Below are 16396 nucleotides of genomic sequence, written 5' to 3'. Positions count from 1 at the left end.
ATATTAATTTTTATTTAAATAGTATTTCAGTAAATTGTGTATCGGCTCCCGGATCACCGTGCCGATGGAGATTCCATACCCATCGGCAACCTCCCGCAGCCATTCCTCGTATCCCGCAGCCACACTGCCCGTAAAGTTAACGGCCATATTTGGGTATTGTTTGGTCAACGGGAGCAGATACGTTTCGACATATAAGGTAAAACCCTGATAGATCATCCGTTTTATGAAACGGTGCTTATGGTTCTCCATGACAAAATCGGCAAATGACGTGAGGAAAAGGGTGGGGTTGGCTTGATTGTACACCTTATCCAGAATAATTTTCCGATCCAGGGGATAGCGCTCGACAAATCTTTCCCGGAGGTCAGTCGGCATGGTTTCGTGGAGAAAGCTTTTTAGCAGCATTCGCCCAATCCAGTTAGCCGATCCTTCGTCGGATAAGATGTACCCCAGTCCGAAGTTGTTGTCTGTCGTGCGTCTACCGTTGAAATAAGCGGCGTTGGAACCGCTGCCTAAAATGCCGACAAGCCCTTTTTCGTCGCCTAATGTAGAAAGCGCAGACGCTTTAACATCATGATCCACCGTAACCTTTGCATGGATAAAGAACTGTCTTAACACGGCGGCGATTTTATCTTTCCGCTCCAGTGAGGAGGATCCTGCTCCGAAGAAATAAATTCTTTTGATCTGTTCAGCGTAGTTGATCAGGTTGTTGCTTTTATTGAGCAACTGGAGAATAAAGCGTTCGTCATGGAGATAGGGGTTGATCCCCATCATGCGGAAGCCCGTGACGATTTTTCCTTTATCCGCCAGCCGCCAATCCGAAAACCTAGACCCGCTGAAAACTACTGCGATCATATAGACAACACTTCCATCATTTCAAGCATGTCTTCACTGAGCTTGAATACCTTTTTGTTCAACACTTCCTCAAGAGGGGTGGTCTTAATTTCATTCCCGCGAAGGCCCACCATAACACGGGTTTCCCCGGCAAGCAAGTGCCTTATTGCGGCAAAGCCAAGCCTGCTGGCAAGCACCCTGTCGAAACTGCTGGGCGAACCGCCCCGTTGGAGGTGTCCCAAAATGGTTACCTTCGTATCGTAAAAGTCAAATCTGGATTTGACCTCCTTAGCCACATTGTAAGCGCCACCGTTTTCTTCTCCTTCGGCGACGATGACAATGGTTGACGATTTTTTGCTTTTAGCGGCACTTTCCAATTGGGTGCAGAGGTTTTCGATGGCCGTTGCCTTTTCGGGCAGGAGTATGGCCTCGGCGCCGCCCGCTATACCGGCATTCAGTGCAATGCAGCCTGAATCGCGCCCCATTACTTCTACGAAGAACAACCGATCATGGGAAGCAGCCGTATCCCGTATTTTATCAATCGCTTCAATGACCGTATTGGTGGCCGTGTCGTAACCCAGCGTGAAATCTGAGCCATATAAGTCGTTATCAATTGTGCCCGGTACACAAACGATCGGAATGTTGTGTTCGCGCGAAAATACTTCAGCTCCGGTGAAGGTTCCATCACCGCCTATGGCGATCAGTCCGTCGATGCCCGCCGTTTTCAAGTTGTTGTAGGCCTGCTGACGGCCTTCAGGTGTACGGAATGCTTCACACCGGGCGGTTTTGAGGATGGTACCCCCTAACTGAATAATGTTGCTTACCGACCGGCTGCTCATTTCCTGGAAATTGGCATCAATCATTCCCTGGTAGCCGTGATAAATACCCACGACAGATTTGCCAGCATGTAAAGCTGTCCGCACCGCCGCCCGGATACAGGCATTCATGCCGGGAGCGTCTCCGCCAGAAGTAAATATTCCTACTTTTGATATGCTTTGCACTTTTCTAATAATCTTTTGTAAATTAGCAGCACGAATATAGTGTGTATTTGCTACACTATTAAATTTTTCAAGATTTATTTTTCAACTTGAATGGTTTAAGTGTGCAAACTTAGATAAATTCGCCTTTATATACAAGCGAACAATCGATCTCACCGCTGCTGTTGAGGGACAAGATTTAAGGCGGGAGTTAATAAAATAAATCAATTAGTAAAACAAATAGTCAACGCATTGCAATCAAATTTACCACATCTACAATCCACGTTTACCACGGACTGCGTAATCTTCGGTTTTCACGAAGGGGAATTGAAGCTATTGCTTATTGAGCGGAACGAGTACCCTTTCAAAGGGTGGTGGGCACTTCCGGGTTTTTTTGTCGAACACAACGAAACCATCGATGATGCCGTAAAACGCATTTTATACGAGCACACTGGATTGAGAGGGATCTATATGGAGCAGCTGTATACGTTCGGTGATTTGAAACGGCATCCGCAAGGGCGCATTATTACAGTGGCTTATTACGCCCTGCTGCGCTTGGATGATTTAAAAAGCCAACCGGAGCCGGTAACCGACTATGCCCGGCAAGCGGTTTGGCATCCGTTGAACAATTTGCCGGAATTGGCGTTTGACCATAGGCACATCATCGATAAAAGCATCTCCAAAGTACGGCGCAAAATAAGTTACAGCCCGATTGCTTTTGAATTGTTGCCGGAGAAATTTACGCTCACCCAACTGCAGCAGCTATACGAAGCGATATGGGGCCGGAAATTGGATAAGCGGAACTTTCGTAAGAAAATGCTTAATTATAATATTTTAAAAGAACTGCCCGAATTTCAGCGTGGGGTTTCTTACCGTGCTGCACGTTTGTATAAACTCGACAAGCGTAAGTATGCGAAAGTGTTTCAAAATGAGCTAACATTTGCGCGGTAGCCTCTTATTACACAATCTAAATTTCGTTCCAATGGCCTTGCCATAGGGTTGTCACTGCCGGCTTCTTTCTTTGTCGCGGATCAGTTTGTAAATATTGTGTCATAACCCGTGAGAATATGCCGTATCCGGCATCTTTTTTTGGTGGACTGCAAGCAAACTTTTACTTTTGACCAATTTTTAAAAATAGTCAAATGGTAGAAAGGTAAAAACAGCATGGTGGACGAGAAAAGAGATCAGATTATCGGTGCTGCATTAAAACGGTTTTCTCACTTCGGTATTGCGAAAACGACAATGAGTGAAATCGCCGACGATTTAAAGCTATCCAAGGCAAATTTGTACTACTATTTTCCGGACAAGTTTTCGTTGATAGAAGCTATCGTCTATCAGATCATCGAGGAAAGTGATGTAACGATTAATCAGGCATTGGAGACCATCGACGACACGCTCAGTTTATTAATTCGCATGCTGGATATCAAAAAAGAATATGTCGAAAAATATTATATGCTTATCCTCAATTTGCAGGAAATGAATATCAGCGATGAGAAGTGGGTGCAGCTTTCGGAGAAGATGTTCAAGCGGGAAGTTGAGACAATTTCAAGGATATTTAAAAAGGGGATTGACGGCGGTGAACTTGTAACATTTGACGTTATTTCTACGTCTGAACTGTACGTTGCCATGATACGGGGGCTTGCGATGTTTTGTGATCGCGCGGTCCCGCATACGTTGATCGATCGTAATGAACTGTTAGCGATCCTCGATAAACAAAAACAAGCCGCAGCCATTTTTATCAATGGCATAAAAAAATAGTGTTCGAATTAAAAGTCATATGAATATATCGAAGATGAATATACGAAAAGTTCTGGCGATAGCGATCGTTGGTTTATGGGGAGTGCATTCGGCCTCGGCTCAGGAGCCGCTTACGTTACGGGATGCGCTGCAATATGCATTGGAAAATAGCGAGTCCATTAAAAAGGCCTATCTGGATGTTGAAGGAGGCGAGCATCAAGTAGCTGAAGTAAGGGCAAATGCCCTGCCTCAGGTCGAGGGGTCAGCGGCGCTCAATTATAACCCTGTGATCGGCAAATTGGTATTTGCCGGACAATCGGTGACCATTGGTCAACCCTGGGATTCTCGATTCGGAGCCCAGTTAAGCCAACAAGTGTTCAATCAACAGGTATTTACCGGGTTGAAAGCCGCCAAAGCGACGCGCGACTATTATAGCTTGGCCGCTAATATGACAGAAGAGCAGGTCATTGAAACGGTGGCTTCCAATTATTATCAGATTTTAGTTAATCGCGAACAACTTAGCGTCATTGATACCAATCTCAAGAATATTCGGGTGATCAATGAAATTGTTTCCAATCAATACCAAAATGGACTCGCGAAAAAGATCGATGTAGATCGTATTAAGGTAAACATTACGAATCTTGAGAACCAACGGGAGGAACTAATCAATGGCGTTTCCCTCCTGGAGAATCAATTGAAATTTTCAATGGGTATGCCCATCGAAACGCCAATTGTCCTTGCTGAGGAGGAATTGAAAGAAATCCCGCAATTAGCCGATTTTGAAGAAGACAGCGGCCGGCTGGATCGCTTAATTGAGTTACAACTGCTAACCAAGCAACTGGAATTGTTGGATTTGCAATATAAGGCGAATAAGGCTGAGTATTTCCCAACGTTGTCGTTGGTGAGTAATTATAATTATACGACGATGACCGACCGGTTTAATTATTTGTATAAGAGTTCGGAAAATCCCATGGCAGCAACATTCGGTGCAGCCGTTGTGGGGCTGAATCTTCGGATTCCGATATTCAATGGCTTTGCAACACGTGCACGGATGGGAAAGGCCAAAGTTGATTATCTGAAGGCAGAGCAAGATTTGTTTAACATGAAGCAGTCGCTCAATCTGGCAAATGAAAATGCAAAGATCCAGCTGAAGAATGCGTTGAACACCATCCGATCGCAACGGGAGAACATGCAACTGGCGCAAGAAGTGTATGAAAGCACCCAGAACAATTATAATAATGGCCTTGCTGCGTTGACCGACCTACTGGATACGGAAAATGCGCTCACACAAGCTCAAAATAGCTATACACAGGCACTGTTAAATTATAAAATCGCCGAGATACAGCTAAAGAAATCGAACGGACAAATCAAATCATTAATAAGCGAGTAAATCATCATCAATTTATACAAATGAAACGAATCATCATTACCATCGTTGTCGTCATTGGGGTATTAGCCCTTATCGGATGGGTATTAAGCAATAACAAAAAGGAAAACGAGGCAAAGACGGCCGTCGTTGCTGAAACGGGCGGAGCCATTGTGGTTAAGGCCGCCAAAGTGAGTAAGCAACCCATTGTGCTTGACTTCTCGGCAAACGGAAATTTTGCGGCAAACCAGGATTTGAAACTGCTTTCGGAAGTCAGCGGCCGGATCACCAAACTTCTGGTGAAAGAAGGTGCGCGCGTAAGCCGTGGGCAGGTATTGGCGCTTGTTGATCCCGAGCTAACGAACCTGGACCGGCAAGTTGCCGAAGAGAACCTGCAAAAGTTAAAGACGGATTATGCCCGGTATAAAAGCTCGTTTGAAACCGGCGGTGTAACCAAATCTCAACTGGACGAGATCGAGTTGCAATTACGAAATGCGGAGATCAAGTTACAGCAGGAAAATCGGCGGGTGGCCGATGCCAATATCAAAGCCCCGATCAGCGGTATTATCAATAGCCGGAGCGTAGAAGTAGGCGCCTATTTGTCGCCGGGTACCGAGCTGTTCGAGATCGTCGACCTTTCGCAGTTAAAATTGAAAGTGACCGCCAACGAAACGCAGGTGGTTAACCTGAAAGTAGGCGATAAGGTGAGTATTGCGAGTACCGTTTTCCCGGGAAAGGAATTTAACGGCACTGTGACTTTCATCGCTGCGAAGGCCGACAACACCTTGAACTATCCCGTAGAAATTACCGTGGATAACAGCACGGCATCCGAATTGAGGGCGGGGATGTACGGTACGGCACACTTCAAGTTCCCGCAACAGGAACCGACCATTTTGATACCACGCGGATCCTTTGTGGGCGGCGTAAACAGCAATCAGGTGTACGTTCTGAGCGCCGACAGTACGGCGACCGTGCGCCAGGTAGTCGCCGGAAGAATTTTCGGTGAACAAGTGGAAATCGTAAAAGGCCTGGAAGAAGGCGAAACCGTGATTACCAGTGGACAGATCAATTTGGTAGATGGTGCAAAAGTTGATGCACAGCTCGATTCAACCGGCAATCAAGGATAAGCTCCATCTCATGTCTCACATTTCATATCTTAACTCATGAAGATAGCAGAAATATCAATAAAGCGCCCATCCATCGTCATCGTGGTGTTCACCGCGTTGACCCTGTTGGGCATTATGAGCTACTTCTCGTTGAATTACGAGCTGCTCCCCAAATTTACGCCTAGTGTGGTGTCTATCACCACGATATACCCAGGGGCGTCACCCAGCGAGGTGGAAAACACGGTAACCAAGAAGATTGAGGATGCCGTAGCGTCGTTGGAAAACATCAAAAAATTAGACGCCACCTCGTTTGAAAGCTTATCCATGGTGATTATCGAGCTGAATGCGGGCACGGATGTCGATTATGCACTCAACGACGCCCAGCGTAAGGTGAATGCCATTTTATCGGAACTGCCGGACGATGCCGAAGCGCCGTCGTTGGCTAAGTTCTCGATGGATGACTTGCCCATTCTCTCGCTGGCCACCACGGCCAATATGGACGATGCGGCGTTTTACGACCTTGTCGATAAACGTATTCAGCCGGTGTTATCCCGCGTGCCGGGCGTGGCTCAGGTAAACCTCATTGGTGGCCAGGAACGGGAAATACAAGTCAGTATCGATGCTTCGAAGCTGGAAGGATATGGCTTATCCATCTTACAGGTACAACAGGCAATTTTGACATCCAACCTGGATTTTCCGACTGGTAGTGTGAAAACCCAAAACCAGGACATCCTTGTACGCTTGGCCGGAAAATATAAGTCGGTCGATGAACTGCGTAATATGGTGATCCTGACGACACCAAGCGGTGCGCAGGTCCGGATCCGGGACATTGCGGACGTCCAGGATACACAGAAGGACGTAGAAAAAATCGCCCGTGTAAACCAGCGGAGCGCTTTACTTGTGCAGGTGCTCAAACAATCGGATGCGAACGCGGTAGAAGTTAGCCGGGGCACCCAAGCGATCATCGCCAATTTGATGAACACGTATAAAAATGAGGGGCTGAACATTGAAATTGCAAATGACAGTTCTACGTATACGTTGGAATCGGCCAATGCGGTGATATTCGACTTGTTTTTGGCGGTGGTATTGGTAGCCGTCGTAATGCTTTTCTTCCTGCACAGTCTCCGGAATGCCGTTATCGTAATGGTGGCTATTCCTGCGTCGTTGATAGCGACGTTCATTGGGATTAACCTTTTCGGATATACCCTGAACTTAATGTCGCTTCTGGGCCTATCTTTGGTGGTGGGTATCCTGGTAGACGACGCGATTGTGGTGATCGAAAATATCTACAGGCACATGGAAATGGGAAAAAACAAGGTCCGGGCGTCGTATGATGCGGCGAAGGAAATTGGATTTACGGTTATTTCCATCACGCTGGTTATCGTTGTGGTGTTTTTACCGATTGCCATCAGTACCGGTATGGTTTCGGACATCTTGCGTGAGTTTTGTGTGGTCGTCGTGATTGCAACCATGCTGAGTTTGTTGGCGTCGTTTACGATTGTGCCGCTGCTTACGTCACGTTTCGGAAAATTGGAGCGGGTATCCGACAGGAACATCTTCGGACGCTTCGTCCTCTGGTTTGAGAATCAACTGCACCGGTTTACCCGGTGGGTCACCGGCGTACTGAAGTGGTCGCTTAATCACAAAATCATCACGCTCGGGCTGATTACCGTCCTGCTCTTTTCTTCGTTTGGATTGATTATAGGCGGCTACATCGGCGGTGAGTTCTTTGCTCAGGGGGACCGGGGAGAATTCCTGGTTCAAATTGAGATGCCGAAGGACGCCTCGATTGAGCAAACCAATCAGATGACGCAGAAGGCAGAGGAATTTATTAGCAAAAAGCCGGAGGTTATCTCGCTTATCACCACGGTGGGCCAATCCAGTGACGGTTTCGCAGGAACCCAAGCCACGGCCTATAAATCGGAAATTACGGTTAAACTGGTCGCGCGCGGTGAAGGCCGCGATGAACCCAGTAATATCTTTGCGGCAAAGTTGAAGCGCGAGATGGAAAAGGTGCTGGTCGGTGCAAAAATAAAGACGGTGCCAATCAGTATCGTGGGTTTCGCTGAGCAGGCGCCTTTCGAAATGGTAGTCATTGGATCGGATTTGGATAGCGTGATGACCTATGCAGAAGGTATATTGGAACGGTTGCGCAAAATTCCCGGCACGTCTGAGGCAAAGCTGTCTGTAGAGGGCGGTACGCCGGAAATCGCGGTTTCGGTGGATCGCGATAAGATGGCGGCACTCGGCCTGAATCTGCAAACGGTAGGTGCTACCATGCAAACCGCATTTAACGGCAACACGGACGGTAAATTCCGTTCAGGTGAGTATGAGTACGATATCAACATCCGTTTTGATGACTATGACCGGAAGAACGTGGCGGACGTGAGCAATCTGCATTTCACAAACGATGCCGGCCAGTTGGTTCGCTTGTCGCAGTTTGCGACAATACATGAGGGTTCCGGCCCGAGCCAGTTGGAGCGACGCGACAAGAGTACTTCCGTGAAGGTACAATCGCAGGTTGTGGGCCGGCCGGTCAGCGCGATAGCGGCCGACTTGGAAAGCCAGCTTCCGGAGCTTCGTATACCGAGTGGCGTGAGCTATGTATGGAGTGGTGACATGGAGCAGCAGTCGGAAGGTTTCGGTACGCTGGGGATTGCCTTGCTGAGCTCGATCCTACTTGTATATTTTATCATGGTAGCCCTCTACGACAGCTTTGTTTACCCACTTGTGGTGATGTTTTCCATACCCTTGGCGGTGATCGGGGCATTTCTTGCATTGGCGCTTACAAACAATACGCTGAACATCTTTACCATCTTAGGGCTCATTATGTTGATCGGTCTGGTGGCAAAGAATGCCATTATCCTCGTCGATTTTACGAATCACCTCAAGGCGGAAGGTAAATCGACCCGGGAGGCACTTATTTTAGCCAACCACGCCCGGTTGCGTCCGATTCTCATGACGACCATAGCCATGGTATTCGGGATGTTTCCCATCGCCATCGCCACGGGACCAAGTGCGGAATGGAAAAACGGACTTGCCTGGGTAATTATTGGCGGTTTGCTGAGCTCCCTTTTCCTGACGCTGATTGTGGTTCCGGTAATTTACCAGATTGTGGATAACATCCTGCATTATTTTGGCCTTGACAAGAAGGGGAAACCCATTGAGGAGCTTCTGGTAGAAGCCTATGATCACAAGGATGTGAAAGAGTATGAAGACGAACCGGTATAATGGATTACCTCGTTGATGAGTTGATTTATCTGTTCACTGCCCGCTGTACTTCAGCGGGCTTTTTTTTGTTTTGGTGTGAGCCATCAAATCTGCTTATCTTTACCAACCATAAAAGCAGGATTTACCATGAAGCAATACCTCGATTTGATGCGTCACGTATACGAGAATGGAACGGATAAACAAGACCGTACGGGCACGGGTACGCGCAGCCTATTCGGCTACCAAATGCGGTTTGACCTCAAAGCAGGATTTCCATTGGTAACCACGAAGAAGGTACATCTTCGGTCCATCATCCATGAGTTGATCTGGTTTCTCAGAGGCGATACCAATATCCAGTATCTTAAGGACAATGGCGTAAGCATTTGGGACGAATGGGCTGATGAAGCTGGAAACCTGGGGCCCGTATACGGTTCGCAATGGCGCTCATGGCCCACGCCCGACGGGGGGCATATCGATCAGATCCAAAAGGTAATTCAGCAACTGAAAGCGAATCCGGATTCACGCCGGATTATCGTTTCCGCATGGAATGTAGCTGAAATTGAAAACATGGCGTTGCCTCCGTGCCATGCGTTCTTCCAATTTTATGTGGCGCCGGCAAATCCTGCCAAAGGGCAGCTAAAGCCACAGCTTTCCTGTCAGTTGTATCAACGCAGTGCGGATATTTTTCTGGGGGTGCCGTTCAATATCGCCTCGTACGCGCTGCTCACGATGATGGTCGCCCAAGTGTGCGGCATGGAAGCGGCGGATTTTATCCATACCTTTGGCGACGCCCATCTGTACCAAAACCATTTCGATCAAGTGGAATTGCAGTTAAGCCGCGAACCCAAGCCGTTGCCCACGATGCGTCTTAATCCATCGGTCACCGATATCTTCGCGTTTCGGTATGAAGATTTCGAATTAACGAATTACGAACCCCATCCGCATATCAAGGCACCTGTGGCTGTTTAAATCGTAGCATATGGATAACCGTTTCGTATCGGCCATTGTAGCCGCTGCCGACAACAATGCCATCGGAAAAGATAACGAACTTCTCTGGCATTTACCCAATGACCTCCGGTTTTTTAAACGGACTACTTCCGGCCATGCAGTCATCATGGGACGCAAGACCTATGAGTCGGTTGGCAAGCCCTTGCCGAACCGACGGAACCTGGTGGTTACGCGGCAAAAAAATTATGTCCTGGAGGGTGCCGAAGTGGTCCATTCATTGGAAGCCGCATTGGCGCGTTGCGCGGATGAAACGGAAGTGTTTATCGTAGGTGGCGCGGAGATTTATCGGCAGGCGCTTCCCATTACCCATCGGGTATACCTCACCCGTGTGCATGCTAATTTGCCGGGAGACGCATATTTTCCCAGCCTGGATGAACGCGACTGGGTGCTGGTTTCAGAAGAAAAGCATAATCCGGACGAGCGGCACGCGTATGGATATAGCTTTCAAGTGTACGAACGGAGGAAACATGACGCATGATTCCGACATGATGAAAAGACGGGCCGTGCGTGACCGGCTTTTTTTTGCGTTAAAGGTGGTGCTTTGGATGCTGATCGCCTACTCTTTTGCAACGGAGATCGAATTGTACCGTACTTATCCGCACCTGGGACAAATAGCGTACGGCTTGAACACCTTCCTCACAGGGAGCATCGTGATTTCGATTGGCCGGTTTATTTTTATTTCTCTATACCAGCGACAAAACAAGAAGAATAACCGGGTTCGGGGCAATTACATATTGGGAATCAACCAAATCGCTACGTTGTTGAATGTGGTGTTTGTCGTTTTGGGGTTGATGTGGGCCTTCGGGATCAATCCGAAAGAATTTTTGACCAGTATTACGATTGTCGCCATGGCCATCGCTTTGCTGTTCAGGGACTACATTACCAACATGATCAGCGGATTACTGATTATGTTTTCCGATCAGTTTACCATTGGTGACACAGTACGTATCGGTGAACATCAAGGTAAGATTATGGATATTACGCTGGCGAATATCATGGTTAAAAACGATGACGACGACGTTGTATTGATCCCAAACAACACGGCGTTTACGGTTAATATCATCAATCAATCGCTCCAGAATTCGAAGAAACTTACCATTGATTTCGAACTTCCGTTGGCGCATTCGTACCATCCGGAGACGTTGGAGAAAGATTTGGTGTCGGTATTGGAGAAATATGCGTCAGATGTCGTGCCGGGCAGTTTTCAGCTTAAGGTGGTGGGAGTAGGCAAGGATTTTGTACACTACAAATTCCAATTAACCACGGCAAAGAAAGATACCGGTCTGCGGCGGAAGCTCCGTAATGATCTTTACCTTAAGGTAATTACCTACGATGCTGCGCAGGCCGCTGAAAAATTGCAACGTTAAACTTTTCGGATTTTGATACTTTTAACAAAATGATGGCTGCCTTTTTCAAGAATCAGGTCGGCGCGGAAACGCGTCGGCAGAATGTTTTTGAGCAGATTCGGTTTGTTGATTTCGTTCCAGATACGCGTTGCGACGGTGACACTTTGTTTTTCATTGAGATCGGCATAACGGTGGAAGTAGGACGCGGTATTTTGAAATGCGGTTTTCCGTAACCATTGAAACCGTTGCGTATACCATTCCAGTAGGTTTTCGGGATCGGCATCCACATAAATCGAATAGTCGAAAAAATCCGATACAAAGACCCGCGGACCGCGATGTTTACCTTTCACATTTACCTGGAGTACGTTAATTCCCTCGACGATCAGAACGTCTGGCTGTGTTATCCATTGAAGCTCATCGGGCAGGATGTCATAAGCCAGGTGAGAATATACCGGAGCCGACACGCGTTCTTTACCGGATTTAATGTCCGAAAGAAAGCCGAGTAAACGCTTGGTGTCGTAACTTTCGGGAAATCCTTTGCGATTAAGGATACCCTTGGCTTCGAGGTAGTGATTGGGATAGAGAAACCCATCAGTCGTGACGAGGTCTACCTTTGGATTTCCGGCCGATAGCGACAGTACCTTTTGGAGTACCCGTGCTGTGGTGCTTTTGCCTGCCGCTACGCTGCCCGCTATGCCGATAATAAACGGCAAACGCTTGGTATGATTGTTAAAAAAGGCACTGGCGTTGTTATGCAACTGTCGATAGGAGTCGATATGAATTTGCAACAGATGACTGAGGGGAAAGTAAACATCCTCGATTTCCTGCATGGTCAGCGGCTCATTGAGCGCGTTTAATTTTTGAAGATCGGCGTCTGCGATGACATAGGACGGGTGTCCGTTGAGCTCTTTCCATTCTTCTCGAGAAATGTTCCGAAATGGAGAATACATGCCTCCGTTTTCTGTATGATCCATTTTAAAGTAACCCTTTCAAGATCAATTCTCCGGTGGCCGGATTGGTTGCCAATGGTACATTGTAAACATCGCAAACCCGCATAAGCATTTGGATATCCGGTTCATGCGCATGTTTTCCGAGTGGATCGCGAAAGAAAATTATGGCGTCCACTTGTCCTTCTGCGGCCAGGGCGGCAATTTGGGCGTCGCCGCCCTTGGGGCCGCTGAGTTTGAGTTCTACGTCGAGACCGGTTTTTCGGATGTAGGATCCGGTGGTGCCAGTAGCGATAAGCTTGGCGGTGCGCAGCGCTTCGATGTGATCCTTTACAAATCCGACCATTTCAGGTTTTTTGCCATCGTGTGCGATGAGCGCAATTGTCTTTTGTTCAACCATTTGATTCAAATTATTGAGATTTAGTTATCCTTTCGTTGATAGAAACCGCCACGGGCCTTTCGATTGGGAATTTTCGTGTTCCTTCACGAGGCGCTCCACCAGTTGATTCAGCAGGTCGTTGTGCTCGCTAACCATTCGGTCGCCCAGCGCGACTAATTTCTCGATATTGCTATGGCTTGCCGCATCCAATTCTTCGCTGATGCTGTGTAAACTACTGGGTTCTACGCGGATGTAATGTTTCTCCTTCCCGACGGATTTGTACAGTTGTTGTAAAAAGAAATCACTGCTTTCGGCAGCGCCGCTCATCATGATATCGATCAAAGCGGGGCCAATCGAAACCGCACGGCTTTTTTTGAAATGCTCGTAGTCGTAAGCTTTGCGTGATCGTCCGGTACCCAGGGAAAGGATGGAAATATCGTTGATCTTCGTTTCGTTAAATGCCCTGGTAACCTCTACCAGCGCGCTCATCGACGGATTGGGAGCGAACACCCCACCATCAAGAAGTGGATAGCGCGTGCCACTCATTGAATAAATTTCGGCTACCCTGAAATAGGTGGGGGCGGCAGAAGTAGCCCGACAGACATCGCGCAGATAAAAATCACGCGGATCGCCTCGCAAAATAGCCGTTTGTTGGCGGAAAAAGTGTGTTTTTCGGAGTTCAATGTTGTACGCCGTAATGATGCAGGGCTTTAGCAATTGACTCAACTTGGTTTCGCCAAAGTAATTTTCCAATACATGCTCCAAGGTTGTGGCAGGATAACGCTCGCTAAGCAGACCAAACTTGCTGATTAACCGTCTGAAAAAGCCGGCTTTAAAAATGTCACTGCCATGATTTAGGTAAATGTCTAACGCTTCCTTCGCTGTAAATCGGGGGCGTGATGGGTTTTGACCATCCGGGCAGAGCAATAGACAGGTGAGAATTCCTCCGGTACTGGTCCCGGCAAAAAAATCAAAATAGTCGACAATGGCGGCATCGGGATTTCCGCTTACGCGTTTCAGTCTCCGTTCCAAAGCCGCTAGTAACATTCCGGGAATGATCCCACGGATGCCGCCGCCATCTATTGAAAGGATTTTCTTCATCAGCTCATGCTTTGGCGGTAAAAATAGGTTTTTTATACTTATTTTTGTACCGCTTACTACATTCATAATTATACGATATTTTGGAGACACAGGAACTGACTACCGTAGATACCGCAACCGAATTGGGTTTATTGCCCGAGGAATTTGAACGCATAACAGAAATACTGGGAAGAACACCCAATTTCACCGAATTGTCTATCTTTTCGGTGATGTGGAGCGAGCATTGCTCGTATAAGAATTCCATTGTTTGGTTAAAGACCCTGCCCAAAGAAGGGCCGCATATGCTTGCGAAGGCAGGCGAAGAAAACGCTGGACTGGTGGATATCGGAGATGGCCTCGGTTGTGCGTTTAAGATTGAATCGCACAATCATCCCTCGGCCTTGGAGCCGTACCAGGGAGCTGCAACGGGTGTGGGGGGCATCAACCGTGATATTTTCACCATGGGTGCACGGCCCATCGCTCAACTTAATTCGCTTCGTTTTGGCGATATTAACCACCCGCGCACTCAGTGGTTAATTAAAGGCGTGGTAAAGGGCATTGGCGATTACGGCAATGCATTCGGAATCCCGACGGTGGGTGGCGAGGTGTTTTTTGATGAGTGCTATCAGGTGAACCCACTGGTAAACGCCATGTCTGCGGGCATTGTCAAAGCAGGAGAAACGGTTTCGGCTACTTCTTACGGCGTGGGAAATCCCGTTTATATCGTGGGGTCCGCTACGGGCAAAGACGGCATACATGGTGCGGCATTTGCATCAAAAGATATTACCGAAGACTCGGTGAACGATTTACCGGCTGTGCAGGTGGGGGATCCTTTTCAGGAAAAGTTACTGTTGGAGGCGACGTTGGAAGTGATCCAGACGGGGGCGGTTATTGGTATGCAGGATATGGGCGCAGCGGGTATTATCTGTTCCAATTCGGAAATGTCTGCTAAAGGGAAGCACGGTATGCGTATCGATTTGGATAAGGTACCCACCCGGCAGGCCAATATGAAGCCTTACGAAATCCTGTTATCGGAATCGCAGGAGCGCATGTTGATCGTGGTGCAAAAAGGTCGGGAAGCTGACGTGGAAGCGGTATTTGAAAAGTGGGATTTAAATTGTGCAATTATCGGCGAGGTAACGGATACCCAGCGTCTCGAATATTATATGAACGGGGAGCTGGTAGCTGATGTGCCCGCGGATGATTTGGTGTTAGGCGGTGGGGCGCCGGTATACCATCGGGAATACAAAGAGCCAGCATACTTTGCCGAATATCAGAAATTCCGTATGGAAGACATTGCGGAACCAGAGGATTTGCGGGATGTGGCGCAGCACTTGCTTTCCCACCCCAATATTGCGTCCAAGCGATGGGTAACCAATCAGTATGACTCCATGGTCGGTACGGCGAATCTAACAACCAATCGACCTTCTGACGCGGCGGTTGTGGCCGTAAAGGGAACGGACAAGGCGATTGCGTTGACGGTGGATTGCAATTCTCGCTATGTCAATGCGGATCCCCGTAAGGGATGTGCCATTGCCGTAGCGGAAGCGGCGCGTAACATCACCTGTGCGGGAGGGGAACCTTCGGCGATTACCAACTGCCTTAATTTTGGTAATCCTTATATTCCCGAAGTTTACTGGCAATTTGTGAATGCCATCAAAGGGATGGGAGAGGCATGTCTGAAATTCCAGACGCCGGTGACGGGGGGGAATGTGAGCTTCTATAACCAGTCGCCAGATGGCGGATCGGTGTTTCCAACGCCTACCATTGGCATGTTGGGGGTGCTGTCCGATGCATCGGCGATCATGACGCTTGATTTCAAGGAAGAAGGGGATTACATTTATTTGATAGGCGAATCCCGTAACGATATTGCTTCTTCTCAATATCTCGCTTCGTATCACAAAGTCAAAGCTTCTCCGGCACCTTATTTCGATCTTGACGAGGAATACGCGACACACCAGGTTGTCAAACACCTGATTCGCGAGAAGTTAATTATCTCAGCACACGATGTGGCTGATGGAGGGCTTTACGTCGCTTTAGCAGAATCGGCCATGGCAGGCAATTTGGGATTCGCCATTGATAGTGATAGTGAAATCCGTAAAGATGCGTTTCTGTTCGGTGAGGCTCAGGGGCGGATCGTCGTGTCCGTCAAGCCTGATAGGCAGGAATCCTTTGTCGAAGTGTTGGCTGCCAGCGGTACGGAATTCTCATTGCTGGGCGCCGTTACTAAAAACGGATTTGTAGTGGACGGCGAGCTTTACGATACGGTCGATCACGCTAAGCAAGTGTTTGATCGCGTTTTTCACGACATTCTTGGTGATTAAACGCTGTTATTTCTTTTTTTAAGCCCGATATTTTTAATATCGGGCTTTTTTTGTGGTTAATTTTCGGTTATATTCGATTTCAATG

General features: G+C 47.8%; 14 protein-coding genes. 9 read left to right on the top strand and 5 right to left on the bottom strand.

What is annotated here, in order from left to right; translation table 11 throughout:
* Nucleotides 1-3 precede the first annotated feature (3 nt).
* Together ACFQRK_RS19625 and pfkA are read right to left on the bottom strand one after the other, a co-directional pair.
* Nucleotides 4-852 carry a hypothetical protein gene (locus tag ACFQRK_RS19625; RefSeq protein ID WP_379009747.1) on the bottom strand — a complete coding sequence of 283 codons (849 nt, stop codon included), beginning with the start codon at nt 850-852 and terminating at the stop codon, nt 4-6.
* Nucleotides 849-1832, bottom strand: coding sequence for a 6-phosphofructokinase (gene pfkA, locus ACFQRK_RS19620; protein ID WP_379009745.1), 984 nt, complete (start codon nt 1830-1832; stop codon nt 849-851). The genes ACFQRK_RS19625 and pfkA overlap by 4 nt, the downstream gene beginning before the upstream one ends.
* A 228-nt stretch (nt 1833-2060) precedes the next feature.
* On the opposite strand from pfkA, the gene ACFQRK_RS19615 reads away from it, so the two are divergent.
* From ACFQRK_RS19615 to ACFQRK_RS19580, 8 genes are all read left to right on the top strand, one after another.
* Entirely contained in the window at nt 2061-2759 is a 699-nt protein-coding gene (locus tag ACFQRK_RS19615; RefSeq protein ID WP_379009743.1) for an NUDIX domain-containing protein, read from the top strand.
* A 213-nt stretch (nt 2760-2972) separates the two neighbouring features.
* Nucleotides 2973-3566: a TetR/AcrR family transcriptional regulator gene (locus tag ACFQRK_RS19610; RefSeq protein ID WP_379009742.1), complete on the top strand. Its 594-nt coding sequence runs from the start codon at nt 2973-2975 to the stop codon at nt 3564-3566.
* 34 nt (nt 3567-3600) lie between these two features.
* Complete coding sequence (locus ACFQRK_RS19605) at nt 3601-4935, top strand: TolC family protein (protein WP_379009741.1); 1335 nt, start codon at nt 3601-3603, stop codon at nt 4933-4935.
* 20 nt (nt 4936-4955) lie between these two features.
* Nucleotides 4956-6038, top strand: a complete 1083-nt coding sequence (locus ACFQRK_RS19600) for an efflux RND transporter periplasmic adaptor subunit (RefSeq protein WP_379009739.1) — start codon at nt 4956-4958, stop codon at nt 6036-6038.
* 36 nt (nt 6039-6074) lie between these two features.
* The gene (locus ACFQRK_RS19595; RefSeq protein ID WP_379009738.1) at nt 6075-9248 is read left to right on the top strand and encodes an efflux RND transporter permease subunit; all 3174 of its coding nucleotides are present in this window, start codon (nt 6075-6077) and stop codon (nt 9246-9248) included.
* 126 nt (nt 9249-9374) lie between these two features.
* A complete protein-coding gene (locus ACFQRK_RS19590) occupies nt 9375-10196 on the top strand; it encodes a thymidylate synthase (protein WP_379009736.1) in 822 nt (273 codons plus the stop codon).
* A 10-nt stretch (nt 10197-10206) separates the two neighbouring features.
* Nucleotides 10207-10713 carry a dihydrofolate reductase gene (locus ACFQRK_RS19585; RefSeq protein ID WP_379009733.1) on the top strand — a complete coding sequence of 169 codons (507 nt, stop codon included), beginning with the start codon at nt 10207-10209 and terminating at the stop codon, nt 10711-10713.
* Complete coding sequence (locus ACFQRK_RS19580; RefSeq protein WP_379009731.1) at nt 10703-11602, top strand: mechanosensitive ion channel family protein; 900 nt, start codon at nt 10703-10705, stop codon at nt 11600-11602. The genes ACFQRK_RS19585 and ACFQRK_RS19580 overlap by 11 nt, the downstream gene beginning before the upstream one ends.
* Here ACFQRK_RS19580 and coaA read toward each other — a convergent pair.
* The 3 genes from coaA to ACFQRK_RS19565 are packed head-to-tail and all read right to left on the bottom strand — an operon-like array spanning nt 11599 to nt 14008.
* Nucleotides 11599-12555 (bottom strand): type I pantothenate kinase, encoded by a 957-nt coding sequence (gene coaA / locus ACFQRK_RS19575; RefSeq protein ID WP_379009730.1) that lies wholly within the window; start codon nt 12553-12555, stop codon nt 11599-11601. The genes ACFQRK_RS19580 and coaA overlap by 4 nt on opposite strands.
* Before the next feature lies 1 nt (nt 12556).
* Nucleotides 12557-12928, bottom strand: a complete 372-nt coding sequence (locus tag ACFQRK_RS19570; RefSeq protein ID WP_379009728.1) for a methylglyoxal synthase — start codon at nt 12926-12928, stop codon at nt 12557-12559.
* A gap of 24 nt (nt 12929-12952) precedes the next feature.
* On the bottom strand, nt 12953-14008 hold the full coding sequence (locus tag ACFQRK_RS19565; RefSeq protein ID WP_379009726.1) for a patatin-like phospholipase family protein: 1056 nt from the start codon (nt 14006-14008) through the stop codon (nt 12953-12955).
* An 80-nt stretch (nt 14009-14088) separates the two neighbouring features.
* Here ACFQRK_RS19565 and purL point away from each other — a divergent pair, with 80 nt between their 5' ends.
* Nucleotides 14089-16311 carry a phosphoribosylformylglycinamidine synthase subunit PurL gene (gene purL, locus ACFQRK_RS19560; protein WP_379009725.1) on the top strand — a complete coding sequence of 741 codons (2223 nt, stop codon included), beginning with the start codon at nt 14089-14091 and terminating at the stop codon, nt 16309-16311.
* The last annotated feature ends 85 nt before the right edge of the window (nt 16312-16396 follow it).

Origin of the sequence: Parapedobacter sp. GCM10030251 (assembly GCF_042666505.1) — a bacterium.
Lineage (GTDB): Bacteria > Bacteroidota > Bacteroidia > Sphingobacteriales > Sphingobacteriaceae > Parapedobacter.
The sequence above is the reverse complement of the archived record's forward strand: the minus strand, read 5'-3'. Positions and strand labels throughout refer to the sequence as shown.

What these genes read in the sequence shown, in the direction of transcription:
- ACFQRK_RS19625 (WP_379009747.1), bottom strand. Translation starts at nt 852, where the DNA reads ATGATCGCAGTAGTTTTCAGCGGGTCTAGGTTTTCGGATTGGCGGCTG.
- ACFQRK_RS19610 (WP_379009742.1), top strand. Translation starts at nt 2,973, where the DNA reads ATGGTGGACGAGAAAAGAGATCAGATTATCGGTGCTGCATTAAAACGG.
- ACFQRK_RS19605 (WP_379009741.1), top strand. Translation starts at nt 3,601, where the DNA reads ATGAATATACGAAAAGTTCTGGCGATAGCGATCGTTGGTTTATGGGGA.
- ACFQRK_RS19600 (WP_379009739.1), top strand. Translation starts at nt 4,956, where the DNA reads ATGAAACGAATCATCATTACCATCGTTGTCGTCATTGGGGTATTAGCC.
- ACFQRK_RS19595 (WP_379009738.1), top strand. Translation starts at nt 6,075, where the DNA reads ATGAAGATAGCAGAAATATCAATAAAGCGCCCATCCATCGTCATCGTG.
- ACFQRK_RS19590 (WP_379009736.1), top strand. Translation starts at nt 9,375, where the DNA reads ATGAAGCAATACCTCGATTTGATGCGTCACGTATACGAGAATGGAACG.
- ACFQRK_RS19585 (WP_379009733.1), top strand. Translation starts at nt 10,207, where the DNA reads ATGGATAACCGTTTCGTATCGGCCATTGTAGCCGCTGCCGACAACAAT.
- ACFQRK_RS19580 (WP_379009731.1), top strand. Translation starts at nt 10,703, where the DNA reads ATGACGCATGATTCCGACATGATGAAAAGACGGGCCGTGCGTGACCGG.
- coaA (WP_379009730.1), bottom strand. Translation starts at nt 12,555, where the DNA reads ATGGATCATACAGAAAACGGAGGCATGTATTCTCCATTTCGGAACATT.
- ACFQRK_RS19570 (WP_379009728.1), bottom strand. Translation starts at nt 12,928, where the DNA reads ATGGTTGAACAAAAGACAATTGCGCTCATCGCACACGATGGCAAAAAA.
- ACFQRK_RS19565 (WP_379009726.1), bottom strand. Translation starts at nt 14,008, where the DNA reads ATGAAGAAAATCCTTTCAATAGATGGCGGCGGCATCCGTGGGATCATT.